Annotated in this window: 15 protein-coding genes; 9 read left to right on the top strand and 6 right to left on the bottom strand. The window is 40.0% G+C overall.

The window, feature by feature from the left end:
- Window positions 1-252 precede the first annotated feature (252 nt).
- Together X953_RS03550 and X953_RS03555 are read left to right on the top strand one after the other, a co-directional pair.
- A complete protein-coding gene (locus X953_RS03550; protein WP_040954389.1) occupies window positions 253-1,473 on the top strand; it encodes a DUF58 domain-containing protein in 1,221 nt (406 codons plus the stop codon).
- Complete coding sequence (locus tag X953_RS03555; RefSeq protein WP_040954390.1) at window positions 1,457-2,668, top strand: hypothetical protein; 1,212 nt, start codon at window positions 1,457-1,459, stop codon at window positions 2,666-2,668. Before X953_RS03550 ends, X953_RS03555 begins: the two co-directional genes overlap by 17 nt.
- A gap of 601 nt (window positions 2,669-3,269) precedes the next feature.
- On the opposite strand, the gene X953_RS03560 is transcribed toward X953_RS03555, so the two are convergent.
- Together X953_RS03560 and X953_RS03565 are read right to left on the bottom strand one after the other, a co-directional pair.
- Window positions 3,270-4,619, bottom strand: a complete 1,350-nt coding sequence (locus tag X953_RS03560; RefSeq protein ID WP_040954391.1) for a CoA-disulfide reductase — start codon at window positions 4,617-4,619, stop codon at window positions 3,270-3,272.
- 36 nt (window positions 4,620-4,655) lie between these two features.
- Window positions 4,656-6,002, bottom strand: a complete 1,347-nt coding sequence (locus tag X953_RS03565; RefSeq protein WP_040954392.1) for a sodium-dependent transporter — start codon at window positions 6,000-6,002, stop codon at window positions 4,656-4,658.
- 311 nt (window positions 6,003-6,313) lie between these two features.
- On the opposite strand from X953_RS03565, the gene X953_RS03570 reads away from it, so the two are divergent.
- From X953_RS03570 to X953_RS03600, 7 genes are all read left to right on the top strand, one after another.
- Window positions 6,314-7,897: a Na+/H+ antiporter NhaC family protein gene (locus tag X953_RS03570; protein WP_040954393.1), complete on the top strand. Its 1,584-nt coding sequence runs from the start codon at window positions 6,314-6,316 to the stop codon at window positions 7,895-7,897.
- A 115-nt stretch (window positions 7,898-8,012) separates the two neighbouring features.
- Window positions 8,013-9,194 carry an aminotransferase class I/II-fold pyridoxal phosphate-dependent enzyme gene (locus X953_RS03575; RefSeq protein WP_040954394.1) on the top strand — a complete coding sequence of 394 codons (1,182 nt, stop codon included), beginning with the start codon at window positions 8,013-8,015 and terminating at the stop codon, window positions 9,192-9,194.
- Window positions 9,191-10,846: a thiamine pyrophosphate-dependent enzyme gene (locus X953_RS03580; protein WP_040954395.1), complete on the top strand. Its 1,656-nt coding sequence runs from the start codon at window positions 9,191-9,193 to the stop codon at window positions 10,844-10,846. The genes X953_RS03575 and X953_RS03580 overlap by 4 nt, the downstream gene beginning before the upstream one ends.
- 33 nt (window positions 10,847-10,879) lie before the next feature.
- Complete coding sequence (locus X953_RS03585; protein WP_040954396.1) at window positions 10,880-12,376, top strand: aldehyde dehydrogenase family protein; 1,497 nt, start codon at window positions 10,880-10,882, stop codon at window positions 12,374-12,376.
- Window positions 12,377-12,450: 74 nt separating this feature from the next.
- The gene (locus tag X953_RS03590) at window positions 12,451-13,623 is read left to right on the top strand and encodes a saccharopine dehydrogenase family protein (RefSeq protein ID WP_040954397.1); all 1,173 of its coding nucleotides are present in this window, start codon (window positions 12,451-12,453) and stop codon (window positions 13,621-13,623) included.
- Between the two features lie 109 nt (window positions 13,624-13,732).
- Window positions 13,733-14,494: an IclR family transcriptional regulator gene (locus X953_RS03595; RefSeq protein ID WP_040954398.1), complete on the top strand. Its 762-nt coding sequence runs from the start codon at window positions 13,733-13,735 to the stop codon at window positions 14,492-14,494.
- 12 nt (window positions 14,495-14,506) lie between these two features.
- Window positions 14,507-14,821 carry a DUF3870 domain-containing protein gene (locus X953_RS03600; RefSeq protein ID WP_040954399.1) on the top strand — a complete coding sequence of 105 codons (315 nt, stop codon included), beginning with the start codon at window positions 14,507-14,509 and terminating at the stop codon, window positions 14,819-14,821.
- A gap of 294 nt (window positions 14,822-15,115) precedes the next feature.
- Here the strand turns inward: X953_RS03600 and X953_RS03605 are convergent, their stop codons facing one another.
- The 4 genes from X953_RS03605 to mreBH form a co-directional block, all read right to left on the bottom strand.
- Window positions 15,116-16,561 (bottom strand): NAD-dependent succinate-semialdehyde dehydrogenase, encoded by a 1,446-nt coding sequence (locus tag X953_RS03605; RefSeq protein WP_040954400.1) that lies wholly within the window; start codon window positions 16,559-16,561, stop codon window positions 15,116-15,118.
- Between the two features lie 43 nt (window positions 16,562-16,604).
- Window positions 16,605-17,810 (bottom strand): acyl-CoA dehydrogenase family protein, encoded by a 1,206-nt coding sequence (locus tag X953_RS03610; RefSeq protein ID WP_040954401.1) that lies wholly within the window; start codon window positions 17,808-17,810, stop codon window positions 16,605-16,607.
- A 13-nt stretch (window positions 17,811-17,823) separates the two neighbouring features.
- A complete protein-coding gene (locus X953_RS03615) occupies window positions 17,824-18,984 on the bottom strand; it encodes a CaiB/BaiF CoA-transferase family protein (RefSeq protein ID WP_040954402.1) in 1,161 nt (386 codons plus the stop codon).
- Between the two features lie 840 nt (window positions 18,985-19,824).
- Entirely contained in the window at window positions 19,825-20,832 is a 1,008-nt protein-coding gene (gene mreBH / locus X953_RS03620; protein ID WP_019376895.1) for a rod-share determining protein MreBH, read from the bottom strand.
- Window positions 20,833-20,837: the final 5 nt, after the last annotated feature.

Raw genomic sequence — 20,837 nt, forward strand, 5'->3', positions numbered from 1 at the left:
TTTTTTTGCTCTGCAGCTGATTAAATAAATCTGCGGCGGATAGTTATGCTCTGCAGCCGATTAATTCATTCTGCGGAAGATTTTACACACACTAGTTCGCATTTTACTCCAACAGTTGCAGTAGAACCGAAATTCCTCTCCCCTGCTCTTCAAAAGATCACATAGGCTAAACACCAAATATTAAAAAAATAATTGAAACTACAATAAGATTAACTGATAATAGAAAATAACAGCTTGTAAAGGGGCAAATTTATGAAATGGAAGATAGAGAATACAGGAGAATCTGCTAATTCAGTCGAAATTTTAGTCACATTAATGATAGCCATTATGATTGGCGGAATGATCTGGAACAATCCCTTAACATTTATTCTTGCAGGGTTTATCGGTATATATATTTTACTAATGTGGCAATATTCCAAGCGAATTGGGCAAGACTTGAAGCTAACAAACCCAAAACAAACAGTTCGGCTATTCGAAGGAGAAGAAGCAGAACTGGAGATTAAATTAACTAATTACTTTTTACTTCCATATTTTAATGGGCAACTTACATTTTCTTCTAATGAAAAAATAAAAAACAATAATTATCTAGTCCGCAAACAGATGGGGAAAAATAAGTATAAGTATTCTTTTTATCTAGGAGGAAAAAAAGTAGGGAAGTTTCTTTTTCCATTTCAAGCAAGACAACGGGGAACAGCGCGATTGGAAAATATACAGGTTAGATTTCCTCATTTATTTGACTTCCGGCTAATCTATTTAAAATATTGCGAGAGATACCAAACTGAAATTATTGTTTATCCCAGGCTAGAAACTGTAAGTGGGATAAAAGAAATTTCTTCTGACATATTTGGTGAGCAGCATAGCCGTTTTTCGCCATTTGAAGATACCGTTTTAACCAAGGGAACAAGGGACTATATTTCTTCGGATCCCTTTAATAAAATTCACTGGAAAGCTACAGCAAGAAAGCAAGCACTACAGACTAAGGAGTTAGAGCCGGTCAAAAACCTCTCCTGGTCAATTGTTATTAATATAGCAAAAATAAGCCCCTTAGGTAATTTATACAATAATGAACAGCTGGAGCGTTTTATCTCTCAAGCAGCTTATATTAGTCGGTACCTCATCCAGCAGGGATTTCCCGTGGAGATCTATATTAATTCTGCAACTTTCAACCATCGACCATATCATTTGCCATTGGGCGAAGGACGAGAGCATTTAAAAAGCATTCTGGAATTTTTAGCAAGATTTGAGGATGATGGTCCACTATTACCGATGCACAGAATTTATCGTATATTGGATTCACAAACCAGTGGTTCTCGCCTGCTTATATTAATTGGAGAAGCAGAAGAAAACACTAATTATTTTTACGAGAAATGGGCAAAGGGTCAAAAGCAAATATTTCATGTGAAAAATGGAAAGGCTGGGGTTCATATTAGGCTTTTACAAAAAGGTGGAGAGAAGTATGATAAAGCAAAATGAAAGTATTGTACTGTATTATCAATTGATTGCGGAGTATTTGCTTTTTTACTTTTTCCTTCACCCTGTACTTATTGCGACAAATACATCCATTTCCTATGGGATATATCTATCTATTATTATCATCTTCTTGTTCATGCATGCTATGGTTCAAAGATGGCTAAGGAATTTCAGCTTATATGCAATTATGTTTATTTCCCTACTGGCTATACTTTTGTTTGTCTATGGAATGTCAACGTTTTTGGTAATTCTACTAACTATATTTCTCGTTTGGCGGCAGATTGTGCATGACGAAGAAGCCGATGTAAAACAGCAAAAAGTACTGATGGTTGTAATGCTCTCTATTTTTATTTTTGATATGTATTGGATGTATGATGAACAACTGATTTGGATAGCTTTGACGTTTCTTATTGTGTTGATTGCGGGGTATATGGTCAGTAATGTTTCTTTTGGCAGGAACGGTTACCAGCAAATAAGATTCATTAGCTTTACTATGGTAAGCATGCTTATTGGTGGTATATTATTTTATCTCTTATATGATGTGATTCAACCTGCAAGTGGCTTCCTCTGGAGTAGTGTGGCTCAATTATTAATGATTTTTGCTAAGGGAATTGCTTATTTAATTAATGTAAGCCCATTGGAAATAGAGGGGATAAGGGAGATGATTACCTCCAACAATACGAATAACGTAAAAATGGAATTGCCTGATGAAATACCACGATCTGATAGTGAGGATAAGGATGACCAGGCAATAACCGATTCATCTTCTAGTTGGTGGCTATTAAGCATATTTGTTGTGATATTAATTATCTTACTTTTTTTCTTTTTGAAAAAGAAATATATGTCAAAAAAGCTAGAAGTAATTGAAGCAGCAGGTTCTGCTAGTCAAACTTCTGTAGAAAAGGAGGACACAAAAACCAGAATGATCCGCCGTATTTCCAAAAAGGAAACGAAGGTAGATAACGAAATACGTAAGCAAGTATTAGAACTGGAAGAACTGGCATCTGCAAAAGGCTATGGGAGGTTAGAATATGAAACAATTGAAGAATGGCTGGAGCGCCTCGACCTAAATACCTCCCAATTAAAAATTTACCAAAATGTCAGGTATGGAAATAAATATGTAACGGAGGAAGAGACAGCCTATTTTATAGAAGAAATTACAAGAATAAAAGCATGGCTTCATACAGCTGCTGACTAGTGAAACAAACCGTTTAGGAAAGTAGTAGCTTATGCTAAATACGAAGCGTAAACTTTTTGGTGCTAGTGCAAATGTTGGGCACAACCCTTATCTCGTGCAATCAATGGGAACTAGAGAAAACTTTTATAAGCATTAAGCCACTCTAGAAAGTGGATAATCCCATTGATTTCCATTACAGATGGACGCTTTCCGCCGGCATGGCTTCAGCCGCTTCCTTCGCTACGCTCCGTCCAGGGTCTTCACCTCATGCTATTCCGGCTGGAGTCGCCATCTTCCATTCCAATCAATTTGTAGCTGCTTTAAACCATAAATAGCGGGTTGCTATCTAACCACCTTACCAGTGAAGGAAAAACACGAAGACTCCTGTGGGAAAAGCAACAGCTGAAGATCCCGCAGGAAGCGGTTTTCTTCCGAGGAAGCTGAAGCGTTGCCCACGGAAAGCGAAGTGTATTTTCCGAAACGGCAGTTTACACTCCGACAAAGTTAGTTCGTTTATCTATTTTGAGATTTATCGGATAACTATATATTAGAATCGTCTTTTTAGGATTTATCTATTGTAAAAAAACACCTATTTTAGTGAAGGTGTTTTTGAATTGGGTGATTAAAGGCTTTTTAACATTGCTGCTGCCTTGTATCCCAATATATTAATTGGATCTTTTGGACTCGAATAGGGAGGAGCATAAGCAAGCTCTAATTCAGGGAGATCAGCTACGGTAAGGCCTGCCTTCAGTGCAGTTGCCAACACGGCAAGTCGTTTATCTACACCTGCATAACCAACCGCTTGAGCCCCGTAAATACGTCCATGTGCTTCGTCAAATAATACTTTAATCCATAATTTATCAGCACCAGGGTAATAGCTGGCATTGGACATGGATTCCAATGAAGCAGTTTGAAAAGCCATGCCAAGTTCTTTTAATTTATGGCTATTAAGCCCAGTTGCTCCAACAGTTAGATCAAATACCTTTAGAATGGCTGAGCCTTGTGTGCCGTTAAATGGAATGCTCGCGCCTGTCAAATGGCTGGCGATAACATATGCCTGCCTGTGTGCAGGCCATGCTAATGCAACATGTCTCGGGGACCCTGTTACTAGATCAGGAGCTTCAACAACATCTCCCAAAGCATAAATATTCGGGTCAGATGTTTGCATATATTCATTCACCTTTATAGCACCTGTGGTACCTATTTGTAGTTTAGCGTCAATTGCCAACTTGGTGTTTGGTTTGATCCCCACTGCCATTATGATGAAATCTGCTTCCACTTTTCGCCCACTATTTAAATGCAATGTTTTACCATCATTGGAACAAGAAGCAAGTCCATCATCAAGTAAGAGATGAACTCCTTTATCATTTAGTTGATTTTCCACGATGGAAGCAAGATCCTTATCAATAATTTTTATGGCTTGTGAAGAGCGGTCAATGATCGTACACTCCAGGCCTAGTTCATGTAAGTTTTCAACCATTTCTAATCCTACGAACCCTGCCCCAACAATTGCAACGGACTGAGGTTTATTTGTTTCTATGAAAGTGGAAATGTTATCCATATCATATATGGTATGCAAAGGAAATGTACGCTGCGGATTTAAACCTTCGATATTAGGAATGATCGCAGAAGCACCTGGAGCCAAAATAAGCTTATCAAAGTCTAACTCTCCAGATCCCAGAGTGGCTGATTGATAAGAAATACGTTGTGTCTTTCGATTAATGGCTTTAACTTCTGTATTGGTATGTACGGTAACATTATATTTTTCCCTAAACTGTTCTGTTGAGTATAGTATGTCATCACGACTTTCCACCATGCCACCAATATGATAAGGCATACCGCAGTTAGAAAAAGCAATGTGATTTCCTTTATCCAAAACGATAATCTCTGATTCCAGATCCTCTCTGCGAAGTTGGGCAGCGACGGTTGCACCCCCGCCAACGCCGCCAATAACAACAATCTTTCTGGCCAAACAAACACCTCCAACATTTTTTACTTTTAGACTTCCCTAAAAAAGACCCACTGACCCAAGAAATACGACAATAATTGTAACAGGAACTAACCAGCGCATTAATTGAAACCAGATTTTATATACCGATGGTGATAAATGGTTCCCATAGGAGAACTCTTTTTGCATGATAGCATGCTCCATTTTGTATCCAATAAAAATAGCGATAAACAAGCATCCTCCCGGCAACATGATGTTACTGACAAGAAAGTCAGACGCATCAAAAAAGGTAAGTCCGAAGATTTTAAAATTAGCCAAGCTACTCGAAGATAAAGCTGCAGGGATTCCTGCAAGAAACACGAGTATTCCTGCAAATGCTGCTACTTTTTTTCGAGAACGGTTTTTATTTTCTGTAAATGCCGAAGTGATGATTTCAAGCATGCTAAAGGAAGAAGTTAGTACAGCGAATAAAAATAACAATAGAAATAAGCTTAAAAATACTTCCCCAAAAGGCATTTGAGCGAAGGCTTCCGGTAGCACAATGAATAAAAGACCAGGCCCTTCTGCAGGCTCTAATCCAAAAGCAAATACGACTGGAAAGATGGCCAATCCTGCAAGGAGGGATACAAAAATATTCATTAGGGATACCGAAGCGGCGGACATAGGTAAACTGACATCTTTTCTTAAATAAGAGCTGTACGTTACCATAACAGAAATACCTACTGCCAAGGAAAAGAAGGACTGCCCCAATGCATATAGCACGTTAGATGCATTAAGCTTTGAAAAATCGGGCTGAAGGAAAAAACGTAAACCTTCCATCGCTCCTTCGAAGGTCAATGAACGGAAGACCAAAATAATAAAAAAGATAAATAGTAAAGGCATGAGAATTTTACTCGATTTCTCAATTCCGTCTTTAATACCGAAAGATATTACAATAACGTTAATAAGCAAAAATAATGCAAACCCAAGCAGAGTTATTAGTGGGCTGCCAGTAATTGTTTCAAATAAGGCAGGGTAATCTGCCCCTTCTTTAATAATTAAGCCTGGTATGGATAAAACGCTATAGGTCAGCACCCAACCACCTACAACACTGTAAAAGGACATGAGCAGAAATGCTCCCGCAACCCCCCACTTTCCGATAAAGCTCCAGTTTGATTTCGGGGCGAGTTTTTTGTAGGCAGTGACAGCTTCCTTTTGTGCCCCCCGACCGATAATGAATTCTGCGATTAAAATGGGAAGACCAATAATAATTGTAAAAGCAATAAATAAAAGGAAAAATGCTCCACCGCCATTGACCCCAGTCATATATGGAAATTTCCAAATTGCTCCGAGTCCGATGGCAGCCCCTGCTGAAGATAAAATAAAGCCCAGCTTAGAAGCCCATTGGTCTTGTTTCTTTTCTTGCATAATGTGTCTTCCTCTCCAAGTACATCTAGTGATGAAAATTTCTTTCTAGTATATCATGTTTGCGTTGTATTGTGTTTATGGTAAATAAATCAGGTATTTAGGAGTACATTCAAGTATATATTCTTATAAAAAAGGTTTTTCGGAAATAAAGTAGAATAGTATAAATAATCTAAATATGTAAGCGATTACAAATAATGAATAAGGGGGTGGTTCCTTTCCTGTAACCTTGCATCATCACTTCATCCTAACTGGAAAACCAGTAGCTCAGCAATTCAGTAAAAGATCTATAAATTGTAAAGGAGGTTTTTTTAGTGGAAAACACGATTTGGTCCTTGGTACCACCATTATTGGCAATTATTATGGTATTACTCACAAAAAGAGTTTTACTGTCACTCGGAGTAGGTATTGTTGCTGCAGCTTTCTTTATAGGTAGTTTTAATGTTATGGAATCACTAATGCTTGTATGGGAGTCATTTAAAGGGGTCTTTATTGCAGACGGAGCTCTAAACACATGGAACATTTATATTTTATTGTTTGTATTAATGCTTGGAATACTTACTGCGTTCGTAAGTATGATGGGTGGAACGCAGGCTTTTGCGAATTGGATGATTTCACGAGTAAAGACACGTGCGGGTGCGCAAATTATGACGATGGTCCTGGGAATTATTATATTTGTGGATGATTATTTTAACAGCTTAACGGTAGGGCAAATAGCTAAGCCAGTGACGGATAAGCATCGCGTATCTCGTGCTAAGCTTGCGTATATTGTTGATTCTACTGCTGCGCCAATTTGCGTTGTTGCACCAATTTCAAGCTGGGGAGCTTATATTATTGGAATTATTGGTACCATTTTTACAACACAACAGATTACAGAGCATACAGCTTTCGGTGCCTTTTTACAAATGATTCCTGTGAATTTTTATGTATGGGCAGCACTGGGAGTAGTTCTGATAATTGCCTTGAAACAAGTAGACTTCGGCCCAATGAAGATTCACGAGCAGCGTGCGATGGAGACTGGAGAAGTACTCGATCCGGCAAATAAAGAAAAGTTGGATGCAGAGTCAAAATTACCCGAAAGTGATATGGGAAGAGTTAGCGATTTAATACTACCTATCGCAGTTTTATTTGTGGCGACACTTGGTGCTATATACATGAATGGCCTTGGTGCGGTCGAGGGAGAAGCTACTCTTATTAATATTTTTGGAAGCGCCGATGTTTCAGTAGCCCTCTTCTATGGTGGACTTATAGGTATAGCAGCTACTTTTCTATTGTTTAGTCGGCATTATCGTGCTAAGAAGCTGACAGGGAGGCAGTTCGTTGAAGGTGTAAAAGAAGGTGCTAAATCTATGCTGCCAGGCTTCACTATTTTAATTTTTGCATGGGCAATTGTTGCTTTAATTGATCAGCTGGGCACAGGGACTTACCTTGCTGGGATTGTGGAAGCAGCTAATCTTAATCTTGCTCTACTTCCATTGATTGTTTTCGTAATGGCAGGTTTTATTGCATTTTCTACAGGTACTTCCTGGGGAGCATTTGGAATATTGTTGCCGATTGCTGGACAAATTGCCGCTGTAACTGACCCTACATTAATTATGCCGATGATGGCAGCTGTTTTGGCTGGCGCAGTATTTGGAGACCATTGTTCACCGATTTCTGATACAACCATTCTTTCATCTACAGGATCCAGTTGTCATCATATTGACCATGTAACAACACAAATTCCTTATGCAATGGTTGCAGCAGCAATCACGGGGGGTGGATACTTGGCGCTTGGTTTCTCTGGGAGTGTAATTGTAGGTCTGGTTACAGTGCTAGTAGGATTGGGAATTTTCTTCGTTACTTTAAAGAAACCTGAGGCTAAAAGTGAGATAACAGAAGAACCAGTAGCAAAGTAACTAGGTCATTTGCACGAGTTTTAATCAGTATATTGAAAATTTTAAAATAATAGTCTATACTAATATTAGTTATGTGAAACAACGTTTTAATAAATGAAATGCAGGGGGATGGGAAATGGGTTTTGTTTCAGAGAAGGTAATGAATTTACCTCCATATTTATTCTCAGAATTCCAAGCAAAAAAGAAAAAGCTTCAACAAAAAGGTATGGATGTGATTGATCTTGGAATAGGAGCACCTGACTTAGCTACACCAGCATTCGTTTATGAAAAGTTAGTTGAGGAAGCAAAATATCCCGAAAACCATGGATACTCCACTTATAGTGGTTGTGATGAATTTAAAGAAGCAGTAGCCTCATTTTATAAAAAACAATACAATGTAAGACTGGATCCGGAGACGGAGGTGCTTGCACTAATTGGATCTAAAGAAGGGATTGCTAACTTGGTTCAAGCTGTAATAAATCCTGGAGACAGTGTACTAATTCCCGACCCAGGTTATCCGGTTTATCAGAACGCTGTTCATTTGGCAGGAGGGGAAGGTATTCACTTTCCGCTGAAAAAAGAACATGGATTTTTACCTCAGTTTGAAAAAATATCAAGAATGGACGCAAAAAAATCCAAGCTGCTTTTCTTAAATTATCCTAGCAATCCAACAGCTGCCACAGCAAATTTATCGGTTTTTATGGAAGCGATTACATTTGCTGGAAAAAATGAGCTATTAGTAGTCAATGATGCGGCCTACGACCTTATCACATTTGGAGATTATCGTTCACCCAGCATCCTGCAGGCTCCAAATGCAAAAAATCATGCTGTAGAATTCGGTTCTTTATCCAAAAGCTTCAACATGACTGGATGGAGAATTGGCTATGTGGTTGGAAATAAAGAAGTTATTCAGGCACTTGCCAGGTTAAAGAGCAATATTGATACAAGTCAATTTATCCCTATTCAAAAAGCAGCAGTAGCAGCTTTAAAAAGCGACTTTTCTACTGTTGCTGCTAACAACACCGTTTATGAGAAAAGGATGGAAAAACTGCAACCTGTTTTAAATGAATTGGGAATTTATACAGAAAAACCAAATGGTACCATTTTTCTTTGGGCACAAGTACCTTCAGGCTACACTTCCATGGAGTTTGCAGATCGAATGCTGGAAGAACTGGGGATTATCTTGACACCTGGAACCGCCTTTGGTCCATCAGGTGAAGGATATGTGCGAATTGCTTTAACTGTGGATGAATCGAGGTTGGAAGAGGTGATTCTTCGTTTAAAAGAATGGAAGATAAAGGGGGCGAGCAAGGCTTGAAAGAAACAAAGAGAATGAATGCAGCAAAAGCAATTGTAGAATGCCTGAAAAGACAAGAGATAGAAAATGTGTTTTGTGTCCCTGGGGAAAGTTACTTACCTGTCCTTGATGCGTTGTATGACCAACCTTCCATTCAAGTTATCTCTGCAAGGCATGAAGGTGGAGCTTCCTTTATGGCAGAGGGGTATGCTAAATCCAAGCTAAAGGCTGGAGTTGTCTTTGCCACAAGGGGCGTCGGTGCAGCAAATTTATCTATTGGGGTGCACACAGCATACCAAGACTCAACGCCAATGGTTGTTTTTCTAGGGCAGGTGCATAGCAAATTCAGAGGTAGGGAAGGTTTTCAGGAGGTTAATCTGGAAAACTACTTTCAAGAGATTGCTAAGTGGTCGGTAGAATTGACAGATGCAGAAAGAACCCCTGAAATCATACAGCGAGCCTTTCGAATAGCTCATTCAGGAAGACCAGGCCCGGTGATCGTTTCCTTGCCTGAAGATGTATTAGTGGAAGAAGCTGAAATGCAATTTGGTCCAGTTGCTCCATTGCCGAAACCAGCTCCCTCCCAAATGGAAATAAAACAAATAGAGAGTGTATTACAAGCTGCGGAGAGACCAATTATTATCGCAGGAGGGGGAGTGAAGGGGGCGCGTACGGAGGAAAAGTTAATAGAGTTTGCTGAGAAATACTCCCTTCCTGTTATCGCTGCTTTTCGGCGACAGGATGTATTTCCAAATGACCACAACCTATATGTAGGCCATCTAGGATTGGGCACAGGGAGAGAGGTAATTGACACTGTGGCTGAAGCCGATGTCATTGTCGCTTTGGGAACACGGCTGTCAGAAGTGACTACCCAAGATTATTCCATCATAACTGCAGAGAAAAAGCTAATACACATAGATATAGATTTTCAAACCCTCGGAAAAGTGTACCCACCTGAAATTGGAGTGGTGGCAGATCTTAATGAGGCATTACAAGCACTTATGGTAATAGAGATCGAAACGAAATGGGAGAAGTGGGCTGAACATCGAAGGAATGCATTTCAGAAAGTTAGTTGTTTAGAAAAAAAGCCGAAAGAAGTGCTGAATAAAAATATAATTGCCGTACTAAAAGAAAAACTCCCTGAAGATGCATTATTGACAAATGATGCTGGAAACTTTGCCGGCTGGCTGCATGCCTTTTACCCTTTTCGAAAGGCACATACTTATGTAGGACCGACATCCGGCGCAATGGGTTATGGGATGCCCGCAGCTCTTGGAGCAAAGCTTGCTTTCCCAGAAAAAACTGTTGTTTCTCTGTCTGGAGATGGAGGTTTCATGATGACAGGCCAGGAACTGGAAACGGCAGTCAGATACAAGATACCTGTCATATGTCTCGTATTTAATAATAAAATGTATGGTACGATCCGTATGCATCAGGAAATGCATTATCCGGAAAAGGTAATGGCAACAGATTTGGGGGAAGTTTCCTTTGTAGATTTTGCTGAAAGTTTAGGTGTTAGCGGCTTTAAGGTGACAACACTGGAAGAATTTGATACAGCTTTTGAGCAAGCTTTACATGGATCCGATCCGGTGCTTATTGAAATTGTAACAGGAAAAGAGCAAATATCTGTTTCATCCACAATTACTGAAATACGTAAGCGTGCAATGAAATAGTTAAATTTAATAGTATTTATAGGAGGTATAAGTATGGCGACAGTATCATTACAAACAGAAAAACTGGCAAATTACATTAATGGAGAATGGGTGGAAGTAAATAAAACTACTTCTGTTATCAATCCGGCAACAGGAGAAGAAGTGGTTCAGGTTCCCCTTTCCGAAGCAGATAGTGTGGCACAAGCAGTAGCTGCAGCGAAAAAAGCGCAAAAGGAATGGGCATTGGTTCCAGCACCACAGCGAGCAGAGGTGCTCTATCAGGTTGGATATATTATGAAAGAACGTAAAGAAAGGCTTTCCCAGCTTTTAACGATTGAAAATGGAAAAGTAATCGAAGAAGCACGTGGCGAAGTTCAAGAGGGAATTGATATGGCTTTTTATATGGCAGGAGAAGGACGCCGTTTATTCGGTCAAACAACGCCAGCCGAATTAAAAGATAAGTTTGCGATGAGCCAGCGTTGTCCAGTAGGTGTTGTAGGTATTATCACACCATGGAATTTCCCAATTGCGATCGCCACATGGAAGTCCTTTCCGGCAATAGTGGCGGGGAACGCAGTAGTTTGGAAGCCTGCAACAGAAACACCAATTATGGCATATGAACTTGCTAAGATTTTTGATGAGGCTGGGCTTCCTAAAGGTATTATTAACGTCGTCTTTGGCAAAGGGTCGACTGTTGGAGATGCGATGGTGCACCATGATGATATTCGTGTCATATCCTTCACAGGGTCCAATGATACTGGACGTAATATAGCAGGTGAGTGTGGGAAGCAGTTGAAGAAGGTGTCACTTGAAATGGGAGGTAAAAACGCGGTAATTGTAATGGACGATGCTGATATCGATTTGGCTGTAGAAGGGATTCTGTGGAGTGCATTTGGAACCAGTGGGCAACGCTGTACAGCATGCAGCCGAGTTATCGTGCATGAAAAAGTGAAAGAAACGTTGGAAGAACGATTGCTTGCTTCCATGGAAAAGTTGACCATTGGGAATGGTTTAGATGAATCGAATAAGGTAGGCCCAATTATTAATAAAGCTGGCTTGGATAAAATAAAAAGCTATATTGAAATTGGTAAGAATGAAGGAGCCAAATTGTTAGCGGGTGGCTATGAAATAACAGACGGTGAGCAACGTGCAGGGAATTATTTTGCTCCTACACTATTTACGGATGCTACCGCAGATATGAGGATAGCTCAAGAAGAAATCTTTGGTCCGGTTGTATCTCTCATCCCGGTTAAAAGCTTTGAAGAAGCAATTGAAGTAAATAATGGTGTTACGTACGGTCTATCCAGCTCTATTTTCACAGGTGATGTAAATAGGGTGTTTAAAGCACAACGCGATTTAGATACAGGAATTGTTTATGTTAATGCTGGTACTACTGGAGCGGAAATTCACCTTCCATTTGGTGGCACGAAAGGTACTGGGAATGGACACCGTGATTCTGGAGTGCAGGCACTGGATGTGTTCACGGAATGGAAAGCAGTCTATGTCGATTACAGTGGAAAGCTGCAACGTGCTCAAATTGACGTGGAATAATAGCCAGGAGACGATATAAAAAGCTGTTGAAAGATATATTTCTATAAATATTATTCTTTGCAGGGAGTGGTTGGATGAAAATAGGTGTATTAGGATCTGGTTTAATGGGGAAAGAAGCAGCACGCGACCTCGTAGCAAGTGAAGGTGTGGCAGCAGTAGGTTTGGCAGATATTGACCTATCAAGGGCCCAACAAGTATGTGACCAACTGAATTCTTCTAAGTTAACTGCATATCAAGTGAATGCAAGTAGTGAGCAGGAGCTTGCCAATTATATGCGTCAGTTTGACGTGATTATCAATGCACTGTTTTATTCCTTTAATGAAATTGTTGCACGGACTGCAATACAGGTAGGTGTTAACTCTGTGGATCTGGGTGGGCATATTGGTCATATGACAGACAAAGTGCTTGCTATGAAGGAGGATGCTGAGGCAGCAGGAGTAACTCTAATACCAGATCTTGGGGTTGCGCCTGGTATGATAAATATTTTATCAGGCTATGGTGCTAGCAAACTGGATAAGTTGGATTCAATCAAGCTATTTGTAGGAGGAATCCCCGTCCGCCCGGAACCACCATTAGAATATAACCACGTATTTTCCATGGAAGGGGTGTTTGATCACTACACAGATCCTTCCCTTATAATACGAAATGGAATAAAACAGGAGATTCCTTCATTGAGTGAAGTGGAGTCCATTCATTTTGAAAAGTTTGGACCACTTGAGGCCTTCCATACTTCAGGTGGTACATCAACACTCTCCATATCCTATCCGCAATTGGAGACATTGGAGTATAAAACAATACGCTATCCAGGCCACGCTCAAAAATTTAAACTGCTTGTTGACTTAAATCTGACTCGTATGGATTACGAAGTAGATGTAAAAGGTCAGAGGATAAACCCAAGGGAAGTTTTGTTAAAAGTACTTGATCCAATCGTGGAACTAGGCGAGAAAGATGACGCTGTGTTGCTTCGTACTGTTATTTCAGGAGAGAAGGCTGGCATGCCGGCAACATATCAATATGAAATGACGACATATAAAGATCGTACTACACAGGTTACAGCAATGGCTCGGGCAACCGCCAATACGATTTCAGTTGTTGCACAAATGATAGGGAATGGAACGATAGCAAAAAAAGGTGTCTTCCCTCCGGAAAAATGTGTGCCAGGAGCAGTTTATATTAAAGAAATGGCTAAACGGGGAGTAAATATTTTAGAAATAGAACAGTTGGAAAAGACCAGAATTAGCATGTAAAGAAAAATTATTTTATAATTGTATATTAAATAGTTAACCCTCTGCTACAAAAGGTAGGGGGACCTTTTCTTTTATCTACGATTCAACTATGACAGCAAGGAGATTAATAATGAATCAAAGTGTAATCAAAGCACTAAAACTATTGGACTTGTTTACGGAGGAAAGCCCGGAATTAACCTTAAAAGAAATAGCACATCGTTCCCGCTTACCTAAACCAACTGCCTATCGAATGCTAACAGCCCTGGAGATGAGCGGCTTTCTCTACAAGACAAAAGAAACAGAACATGATAGTAAATATCGTTTAGGTTTGAAGCTGTTGGAATTAGGACAACTTGTCTCTGATAATTTAGAGGTTAGGGAAATTGCTTTGCCATTTATGAAAAAGCTTGCCGAGGACATTAACGAGGTTATCCACTTAGTTATTGTAAACGGTTCGGAAGCTACCTATATTGAAAAGGTGGAAAGCACCCGAGCGCTTCGGTTATACACACGAATTGGGAAAAGTTCACCGCTATATTCCGGGTCTGGTCCTAAACTACTTTTGGCGTTTTTGCCTAAAGAGAAACAAAATGATATTTTAAACAAATCAGAGTTGGATTCACTTACAAATAAACCAATTTCTGTAGATAAGCTTAGAGAAGAATTGAGTAGAATTAGGAAAACAGGCTATTCTTATAGCATTGGTGAACAGGATGCAGACACGACTGGAATTTCCTATCCTATCTATGATTATAGCAATAGAGTTATTGCAGCATTAGCGGTTAGTGGATTATCCAGTCACTTTGAAGGAGAAAATTTAAATGAAATAAAAGAAAAGACATCACAAACAGCTGGATATATATCAGAGGAATTAGGTTACCGAAGAGGGTAAGGAGGAGCGGAAATGAATACAGTTTTTATTGCAGGCCATGCCCGTCTGCCATCAGGAATGGCAGCCAAAAGCATCTATGAAACACTGACAATTACAGCAGAAATTGATCAAAAATATGGAGTGATAGTAGCTGCAAACTGTACTCTGGCAACAGAACATGGAAAGAGCTTTATCCAACAACTGCTCAGAGGATATAGTCTACAGGATGGTATTGAGAAACCCGTTGATGAAATTAAAGCACGCTACCTTGGAAAAGCCGGTAATGCACTAGCATCTGCATTAAAGGACTTGTATAAACAATATAAAAGCTATAAACATATCGATTAATGAATTTCCATATGAGAGACGCATCCATCCAAATGAGAGAACTGCGTTTCATATGAGAGACGCAGCCATCCAAATGAGAGAACCGCGTTTCATATGAGAGACACATCCATCCAAATGAGAGAACCGCGTTTCATATGAGAGACACAGCCATCCAAATGAGAGAGCCGGGTATAATTTCTTTAAATAGCAGCACACCTATTAAGCTTTATAATAGGACTGCTGCTATGAAAACTATAAAATTCAGCACCTAGCGAGGATTTGTACGTTGCTAAACAGGCAATTGGGCTTTCCAAATCAAGCCATTCCAATTGATATAAATTTTTGTTCCAAAAATTCATCCATCCCGTGATGACCGCCTTCTTTACCAATCCCAGATTGTTTAATTCCGCCAAATGGCGCTTCAGGTACTGCAGGAAACACATCGTTTACGCCAACGATGCCGTAATCTAATTTTTCCGAAACGCGGATAGCCCGGTTTGTATTTTCTGTGAAAATATAGGCAGCTAAGCCGTAATCGGTGTTATTCGCCTTCTGAAGAACTTCTGCCTCATCTGTAAAGAACTGAATAGGAATTACTGGGCCAAAAGTTTCCTCATTCATTACTTTCATTTCATCATCCACGTTGGAAATAATGGTAGGCTCATAGAAATGCCCATCTAAATTGCTACTCCAATTCTTACCACCACATACAATCTCGCAGCCCTTTGAGACGGCGTCCTCCACATGTGAACCTACTTTTTCTAATGCCGCCTTATTAATTAGTGGTCCCAACTCTACTCCATCATCCAAACCATATCCAATTTTCATTTTTAAAGCTTTTTCCTTCAACAAATTGGTGAAAGACGATTTAATCGACTCATGGACGTATAATCGATTTGTACAAATACAGGTTTGCCCGTTATTCCTAAATTTACTGCCAAGTACAAGGGTGGTTGCTTTGTCAATATCTGCATCTTCAAATACAATGCTTGGGGCATGCCCACCAAGCTCTAAAGATAGTTTTTTCACATGTGCTGCACTTTCTCTCATTAAGTATTTACCTACTTCTGTAGACCCCGTAAAAGTAATTAATCGTACACGCTTATCAACAAGTAGGGCATTGCCGATTTCTTCTGCATCTCCGGTCACAAGATTAACAACACCCGGAGGCATCCCTGCCCGTTCGAATACTTTCATTATTTCAATAGCGGACAAGGGCGTTTCCGGGGCGGGTTTCAAGACTACCGTGCAACCCGCAGCCAAAGCAGGTGCAAGTTTTCTCGTTATCATCGATGATGGGAAATTCCAAGGAGTAATAGCGCCTACTACGCCAACTGCCTGTGGAATGACAAGCAATCGTTTTTCTTTTGAGGATGAGGGGATCCATTCTCCGTATCCCCGGCTTGCTTCCTCTGCATACCATAATAAAAAGTTGGCAGCACCTTTTACCTCCCCTACAGCCTCCTTTAATGGTTTTCCTTGTTCAAGTGTTAAAATTTTTCCCAGACGTTCCGCATCCTCCATCATAAGCTCGTATGCCTTATATAGTATCCGAGACCGCTCCCGCCCTGTTCTTTCACTCCAGTCAGAAAACGCTTCAGAAGCGGAGGTGATTGCTTCCTCTGTTTCAGCCTTACCTCCGTGTGCAACCTCTGTCACCACCTCCATTGTTGCCGGATTATAAATCGCATTCGTTCCCTTAGAACCTGTTTCTCTCCACTCACCATTAACGAAAATACTTTTTGTGAAATTAGTAAACATGAAATATGCCTCCCTTTTAAGAAAATAGCCGCATGTGAAAATTTTATTTGATTAATTGGGATTGACCCCAGGCAGGGAGCATTCGATTAAGCTCTTTATCTTTTCGATAACCTAAAACATATTCGGCCTGCATCACAGTATGAATCTCCCGTGTACCTTCATATATAACAGGGGCTTTAGAATTACGTAAATATCGTTCCACAGGGTATTCATCAGAAAAACCGTAAGCACCATGAATCTGGACTGCATCATCTGCAGCTTTATTGGCAAAATCGCATGCCTGCCACTTTGCGAGTGATGTCTCTCTTGTATTTCGTTTGCCGTCATTCTTGAGTTCTCCTGCTCGATAAACAAGTAGTCTGCTCATTTGCAGACCTGCTTCCATATTAGCAATCATTTGTTGGACCAGTTGATGCTTTCCAATTGATTTTCCAAATGTCTCTCTTTCTTGGCAATACTTCACACTAGCCTCTAAACATGCCATGATTTGTCCAACAGCCCCTGCAGCTACGGTGAAACGTCCGTTATCTAGAGCGGCCATTGCTATTTTAAAGCCTTCTCCTTCTTCACCAAGGAGGTTTTCTTTAGGAACTTTTACATTTTCAAAAAATAACTCACCTGTATTTCCGGCTCGAATACCTAATTTACCCTTAGTTGCTTTGGAAGAAAATCCATCCCACGTACGTTCAACGATAAATGCAGAAATCGCCTTATGCTTCTCCGCACGATCCCCAGTATAGGCAAAAACTAAAAAGTGATCTGCTGTATCACAGAGAGAGATCCAGGTTTTTTGTCCATTTAAAATATAATAGTCTCCTTGCTTTTGTGCTGTTGATTGCAATGCGGACACGTCTGATCCAGCAGCTGGTTCTGTTAGACCAAATGCACCAATTTTCTCCCCCTTTGCCTGTGGGACGAGATATTTTTGCTTCTGTTCCTCCGTACCCCATTGCAACAAAGTCATGCTGTTTAAACCAGTGTGTACAGAGACGGCGGTACGAAATGCAGTATCCCCGCGTTCCAGCTCCTCACAAACAATAGCAAGTGAATTATAATCCATTCCACTGCCGCCATATTCTTCTGGAATACATACACCCATTAGACCAAGGCTGGCTAGTTTTGTTAAAATGGCAGGATCAAATTTCCCTTCCCGGTCCCATTGGCCAATATATGGCATAATTTCTTTATCCGTAAAATCTCTCACCGTTTTTCTTAACATTGTTTGTTCTTCGGAAAAATTAAAATCCATGCAAATCTCTCCTTTACTTTTTATTGGTTTTGGCTACAAGTTTATCGACAATAGCTTCATTATGTTCGCCCGCATTCGGCGGATGATGTCTAACTGATATAGGAGTTCTGGAAAACTTCAGCGGACTTCCAATCATTTTGACTTGCCCTGCAGTTGGGTGTTTGCAATCAATGAACATATTTCTTGCTTGGAGCTGTGGATCCTTTACTACTTCATCTAAATTCTGGATTGGTCCACAAGGGATATTATTTTTCTGGCACTCCTGCTGCCAGTGTGCTGTTGTATTTTTTATGAGTATATCTTGTAGTAGGGGGACTAAAATATCACGATTGGCAACACGATCGGGATTTGTTTGAAATCGATCATCCATACTGTATTCGTATTTTTGCAGAATAGAACACAATGCTTTAAATTGAGAATCATTGCCAATAGCGATTACCATTTCACCATCCAATGTTTTAAACGATTGGTATGGGACGATATTTGCATGCTGATTGCCTAAAGGTCGTGGAATTTCCTCGGTCATTAAATAGTTACTGCCAATATTTACTAATGAGCTAACAGCGGAATCATAAAGGGAGATATCTAGCTTTTGTCCCTTTCCAGATACCGTTCGTTCAAGCAATGCACCTTGGATTCCAATACATGCATATAGACCGGTCAAAATATCCGTGATGGCAACCCCCATTTTTTGCGGGCCTGATTCTTTATCACCTGTTATACTCATTAATCCACTCATCGCCTGAATAATGAAATCATAGCCGGGCATATCTTTATATGGGCCTGTTTCACCAAAGCCTGTTATGGAGCAAAATACGATAGCCGGGTTGATTTTGGCAAGTGTCTCATAGTCAAGCCCTAACCGATGCATGGTCCCAGTTTTGAAATTGTTAATTATAACATCGCTCTCTTTTACTAGTTCCTTAATAGCAGCGACGCCTTCATCAGTTTTTAAATTCAATGTAATGCTCTTTTTATTCCGATTGGCACATAAGTAATAAGCGCTTACATTATTCTTGAAGGGAGGCCCCCATTTACGTGTCTCATCACTTCCGCCAGGAGCTTCTACTTTTATAATGTCAGCTCCCATGTCCCCAAGGATCATAGTGCAATAGGGACCTGCAAGTACACGAGATAAATCAAGAATCTTTATATGTTCCAATGCGCCAGACATACGTTCACTCCTTTCATGGAAAAATAAAAAAGCCAATCCAAATAGATTACAGTTTTAACTGTAAATCCACTTGAACTGGCTTTTACCTGTTGATTCAGTTCTGGGGTAGAACCGTGAACAGATTAGGCAGCAGAATGTTAATAGAAGTCATGGTATCATGCGATTCAAACGAGCAAATCGTTATGGGGCATGATTTAAATATATTATACTTTATTCTGAATAATTTGTAAATGTTAAATTAAAAAATAAACATTTTTTCCAATCTCTGTATATGCTTGGTTTTGTAAAGTGTATCAACTGGTGCTAAGAAATATCAATGCGCTAACAATAATAACTTAACGGAGAGCTGATTAAGAGCAGAATACCGCTAATTAGATCTTAATCTAGGTTACAGACACTGTTACTGGGAAATGCGAACAACCGACAGAAACTATTAGCAGGAGAGCGAAAGAATCCGCCGGAGCAGAAATAAATCAGCAGGAGAACGAAAGAATCCGCTGGAGCAGAGAATAATCAGCAGGAGAGCGAGAGTATCCGCCGGAGCAGAAATAAATCAGCAGGAGAACGAAAGAATCCGCTGGAGCAGAAATAAATCAGCAGGAGAGCGAAAGAATCCGCCGGAGCAGAGAATAATCAGCAGGAGAGCGGAAGAATCCGCCGAAGCAAAGAATAATCAGCTTTAGAACGAGATTATCCGCCATTATCTATTAGAAACGGCAATTATAAATACTGAAAGTTACTCCGCATTTCATCTATTTTACGATTCGTTGGAATACCCTAGCATATATATTTAGGTCATAATTAAAATCCCCCTACCCATAAAGTGGATAGGGGGGGTTACTATTTTGTTGCTTTTTGTAGTTTAGTAATCATTTTAAGTGCTCTACCTGTTCCGATTGCTACAGACTCAAGCGGGTTAGGTGCTAAATGTACAGGGACAATAATTTCATTGGCAAGCCATTCCTGCATGCCATTTAACAAGGAACCACCCCCAGTAAGGACAATTCCATGGTCTACAATATCCCCACTTAATTCAGGTGGGCAGTTCTCCAATGTAGCACGGACTGTTTCCAATATCTGTTCCAATGATTCTTTTAATGCTGTGTAGATTTCGGTAGAGGTAATCGTCACTGTTTTAGGAAGCCCTGAAACCATATCCCTTCCGCGAATCTCCATTGTTTCCTCTTGGTGATTCGGATGGGCATGGCCGATTTCCATTTTAATATTTTCGGCAGTACGCTCGCCGATTAATATATTGTAATTTTTTCGGATGTGATGAATAATTTCTTCATCCATTTTATCCCCACCGGTTCGCACAGAATTACAAGAGACGACACCACCGAAAGATATAATACCTACTTCGGAAGTCCCTCCGCCAATATCAACAATCACATTTGCGATGGGTTCATCAACTGGTAAATCTGCACCAATTGCAGCAGCGACCGGTTCTTCAATAAGGTGTACCTGTTTGGCTCCGTAACTTGATACCGCATTATGAATGGCACGACGTTCTACAGTAGTACTGCCAGAAGGAGTACAAACGACAACAGTAGGTTTTCTCATAGACATACCCATTTTTTTACTGACTTTTTTCAAAAATTCTTTTAACATTTGAGCAGTTACATCATAATCAGCTATTACCCCATCTTTTAGGGGACGTATTGGGATAATATTCTTAGGAGTTTTTCCGACCATTTCCTTTGCTTCTGCTCCTACAGCCACAACTTGCTTTGTGTTTACATCGATAGCTACTACAGATGGCTCATTTAAAACTATTCCTTTTGTTTTTGAATATATAAGTATATTAGCAGTACCAAGGTCAATTCCTATTTCTGCAGTTGATAACATAATAA

The organism is Virgibacillus sp. SK37 (assembly GCF_000725285.1).
In the GTDB taxonomy this organism is placed as follows: Bacteria; Bacillota; Bacilli; order Bacillales; family Amphibacillaceae; genus Virgibacillus_Q.

Excerpts from the sequence above, each read along its gene's own strand:
- X953_RS03550 (WP_040954389.1), top strand. The coding sequence starts at position 253 with ATGAAATGGAAGATAGAGAATACAGGAGAATCTGCTAATTCAGTCGAA.
- X953_RS03555 (WP_040954390.1), top strand. The coding sequence starts at position 1,457 with ATGATAAAGCAAAATGAAAGTATTGTACTGTATTATCAATTGATTGCG.
- X953_RS03565 (WP_040954392.1), bottom strand. The coding sequence starts at position 6,002 with ATGCAAGAAAAGAAACAAGACCAATGGGCTTCTAAGCTGGGCTTTATT.
- X953_RS03575 (WP_040954394.1), top strand. The coding sequence starts at position 8,013 with ATGGGTTTTGTTTCAGAGAAGGTAATGAATTTACCTCCATATTTATTC.
- X953_RS03585 (WP_040954396.1), top strand. The coding sequence starts at position 10,880 with ATGGCGACAGTATCATTACAAACAGAAAAACTGGCAAATTACATTAAT.
- X953_RS03590 (WP_040954397.1), top strand. The coding sequence starts at position 12,451 with ATGAAAATAGGTGTATTAGGATCTGGTTTAATGGGGAAAGAAGCAGCA.
- X953_RS03595 (WP_040954398.1), top strand. The coding sequence starts at position 13,733 with ATGAATCAAAGTGTAATCAAAGCACTAAAACTATTGGACTTGTTTACG.
- X953_RS03600 (WP_040954399.1), top strand. The coding sequence starts at position 14,507 with ATGAATACAGTTTTTATTGCAGGCCATGCCCGTCTGCCATCAGGAATG.
- X953_RS03605 (WP_040954400.1), bottom strand. The coding sequence starts at position 16,561 with ATGTTTACTAATTTCACAAAAAGTATTTTCGTTAATGGTGAGTGGAGA.
- X953_RS03610 (WP_040954401.1), bottom strand. The coding sequence starts at position 17,810 with ATGGATTTTAATTTTTCCGAAGAACAAACAATGTTAAGAAAAACGGTG.
- X953_RS03615 (WP_040954402.1), bottom strand. The coding sequence starts at position 18,984 with ATGTCTGGCGCATTGGAACATATAAAGATTCTTGATTTATCTCGTGTA.
- mreBH (WP_019376895.1), bottom strand. The coding sequence starts at position 20,832 with ATGTTATCAACTGCAGAAATAGGAATTGACCTTGGTACTGCTAATATA.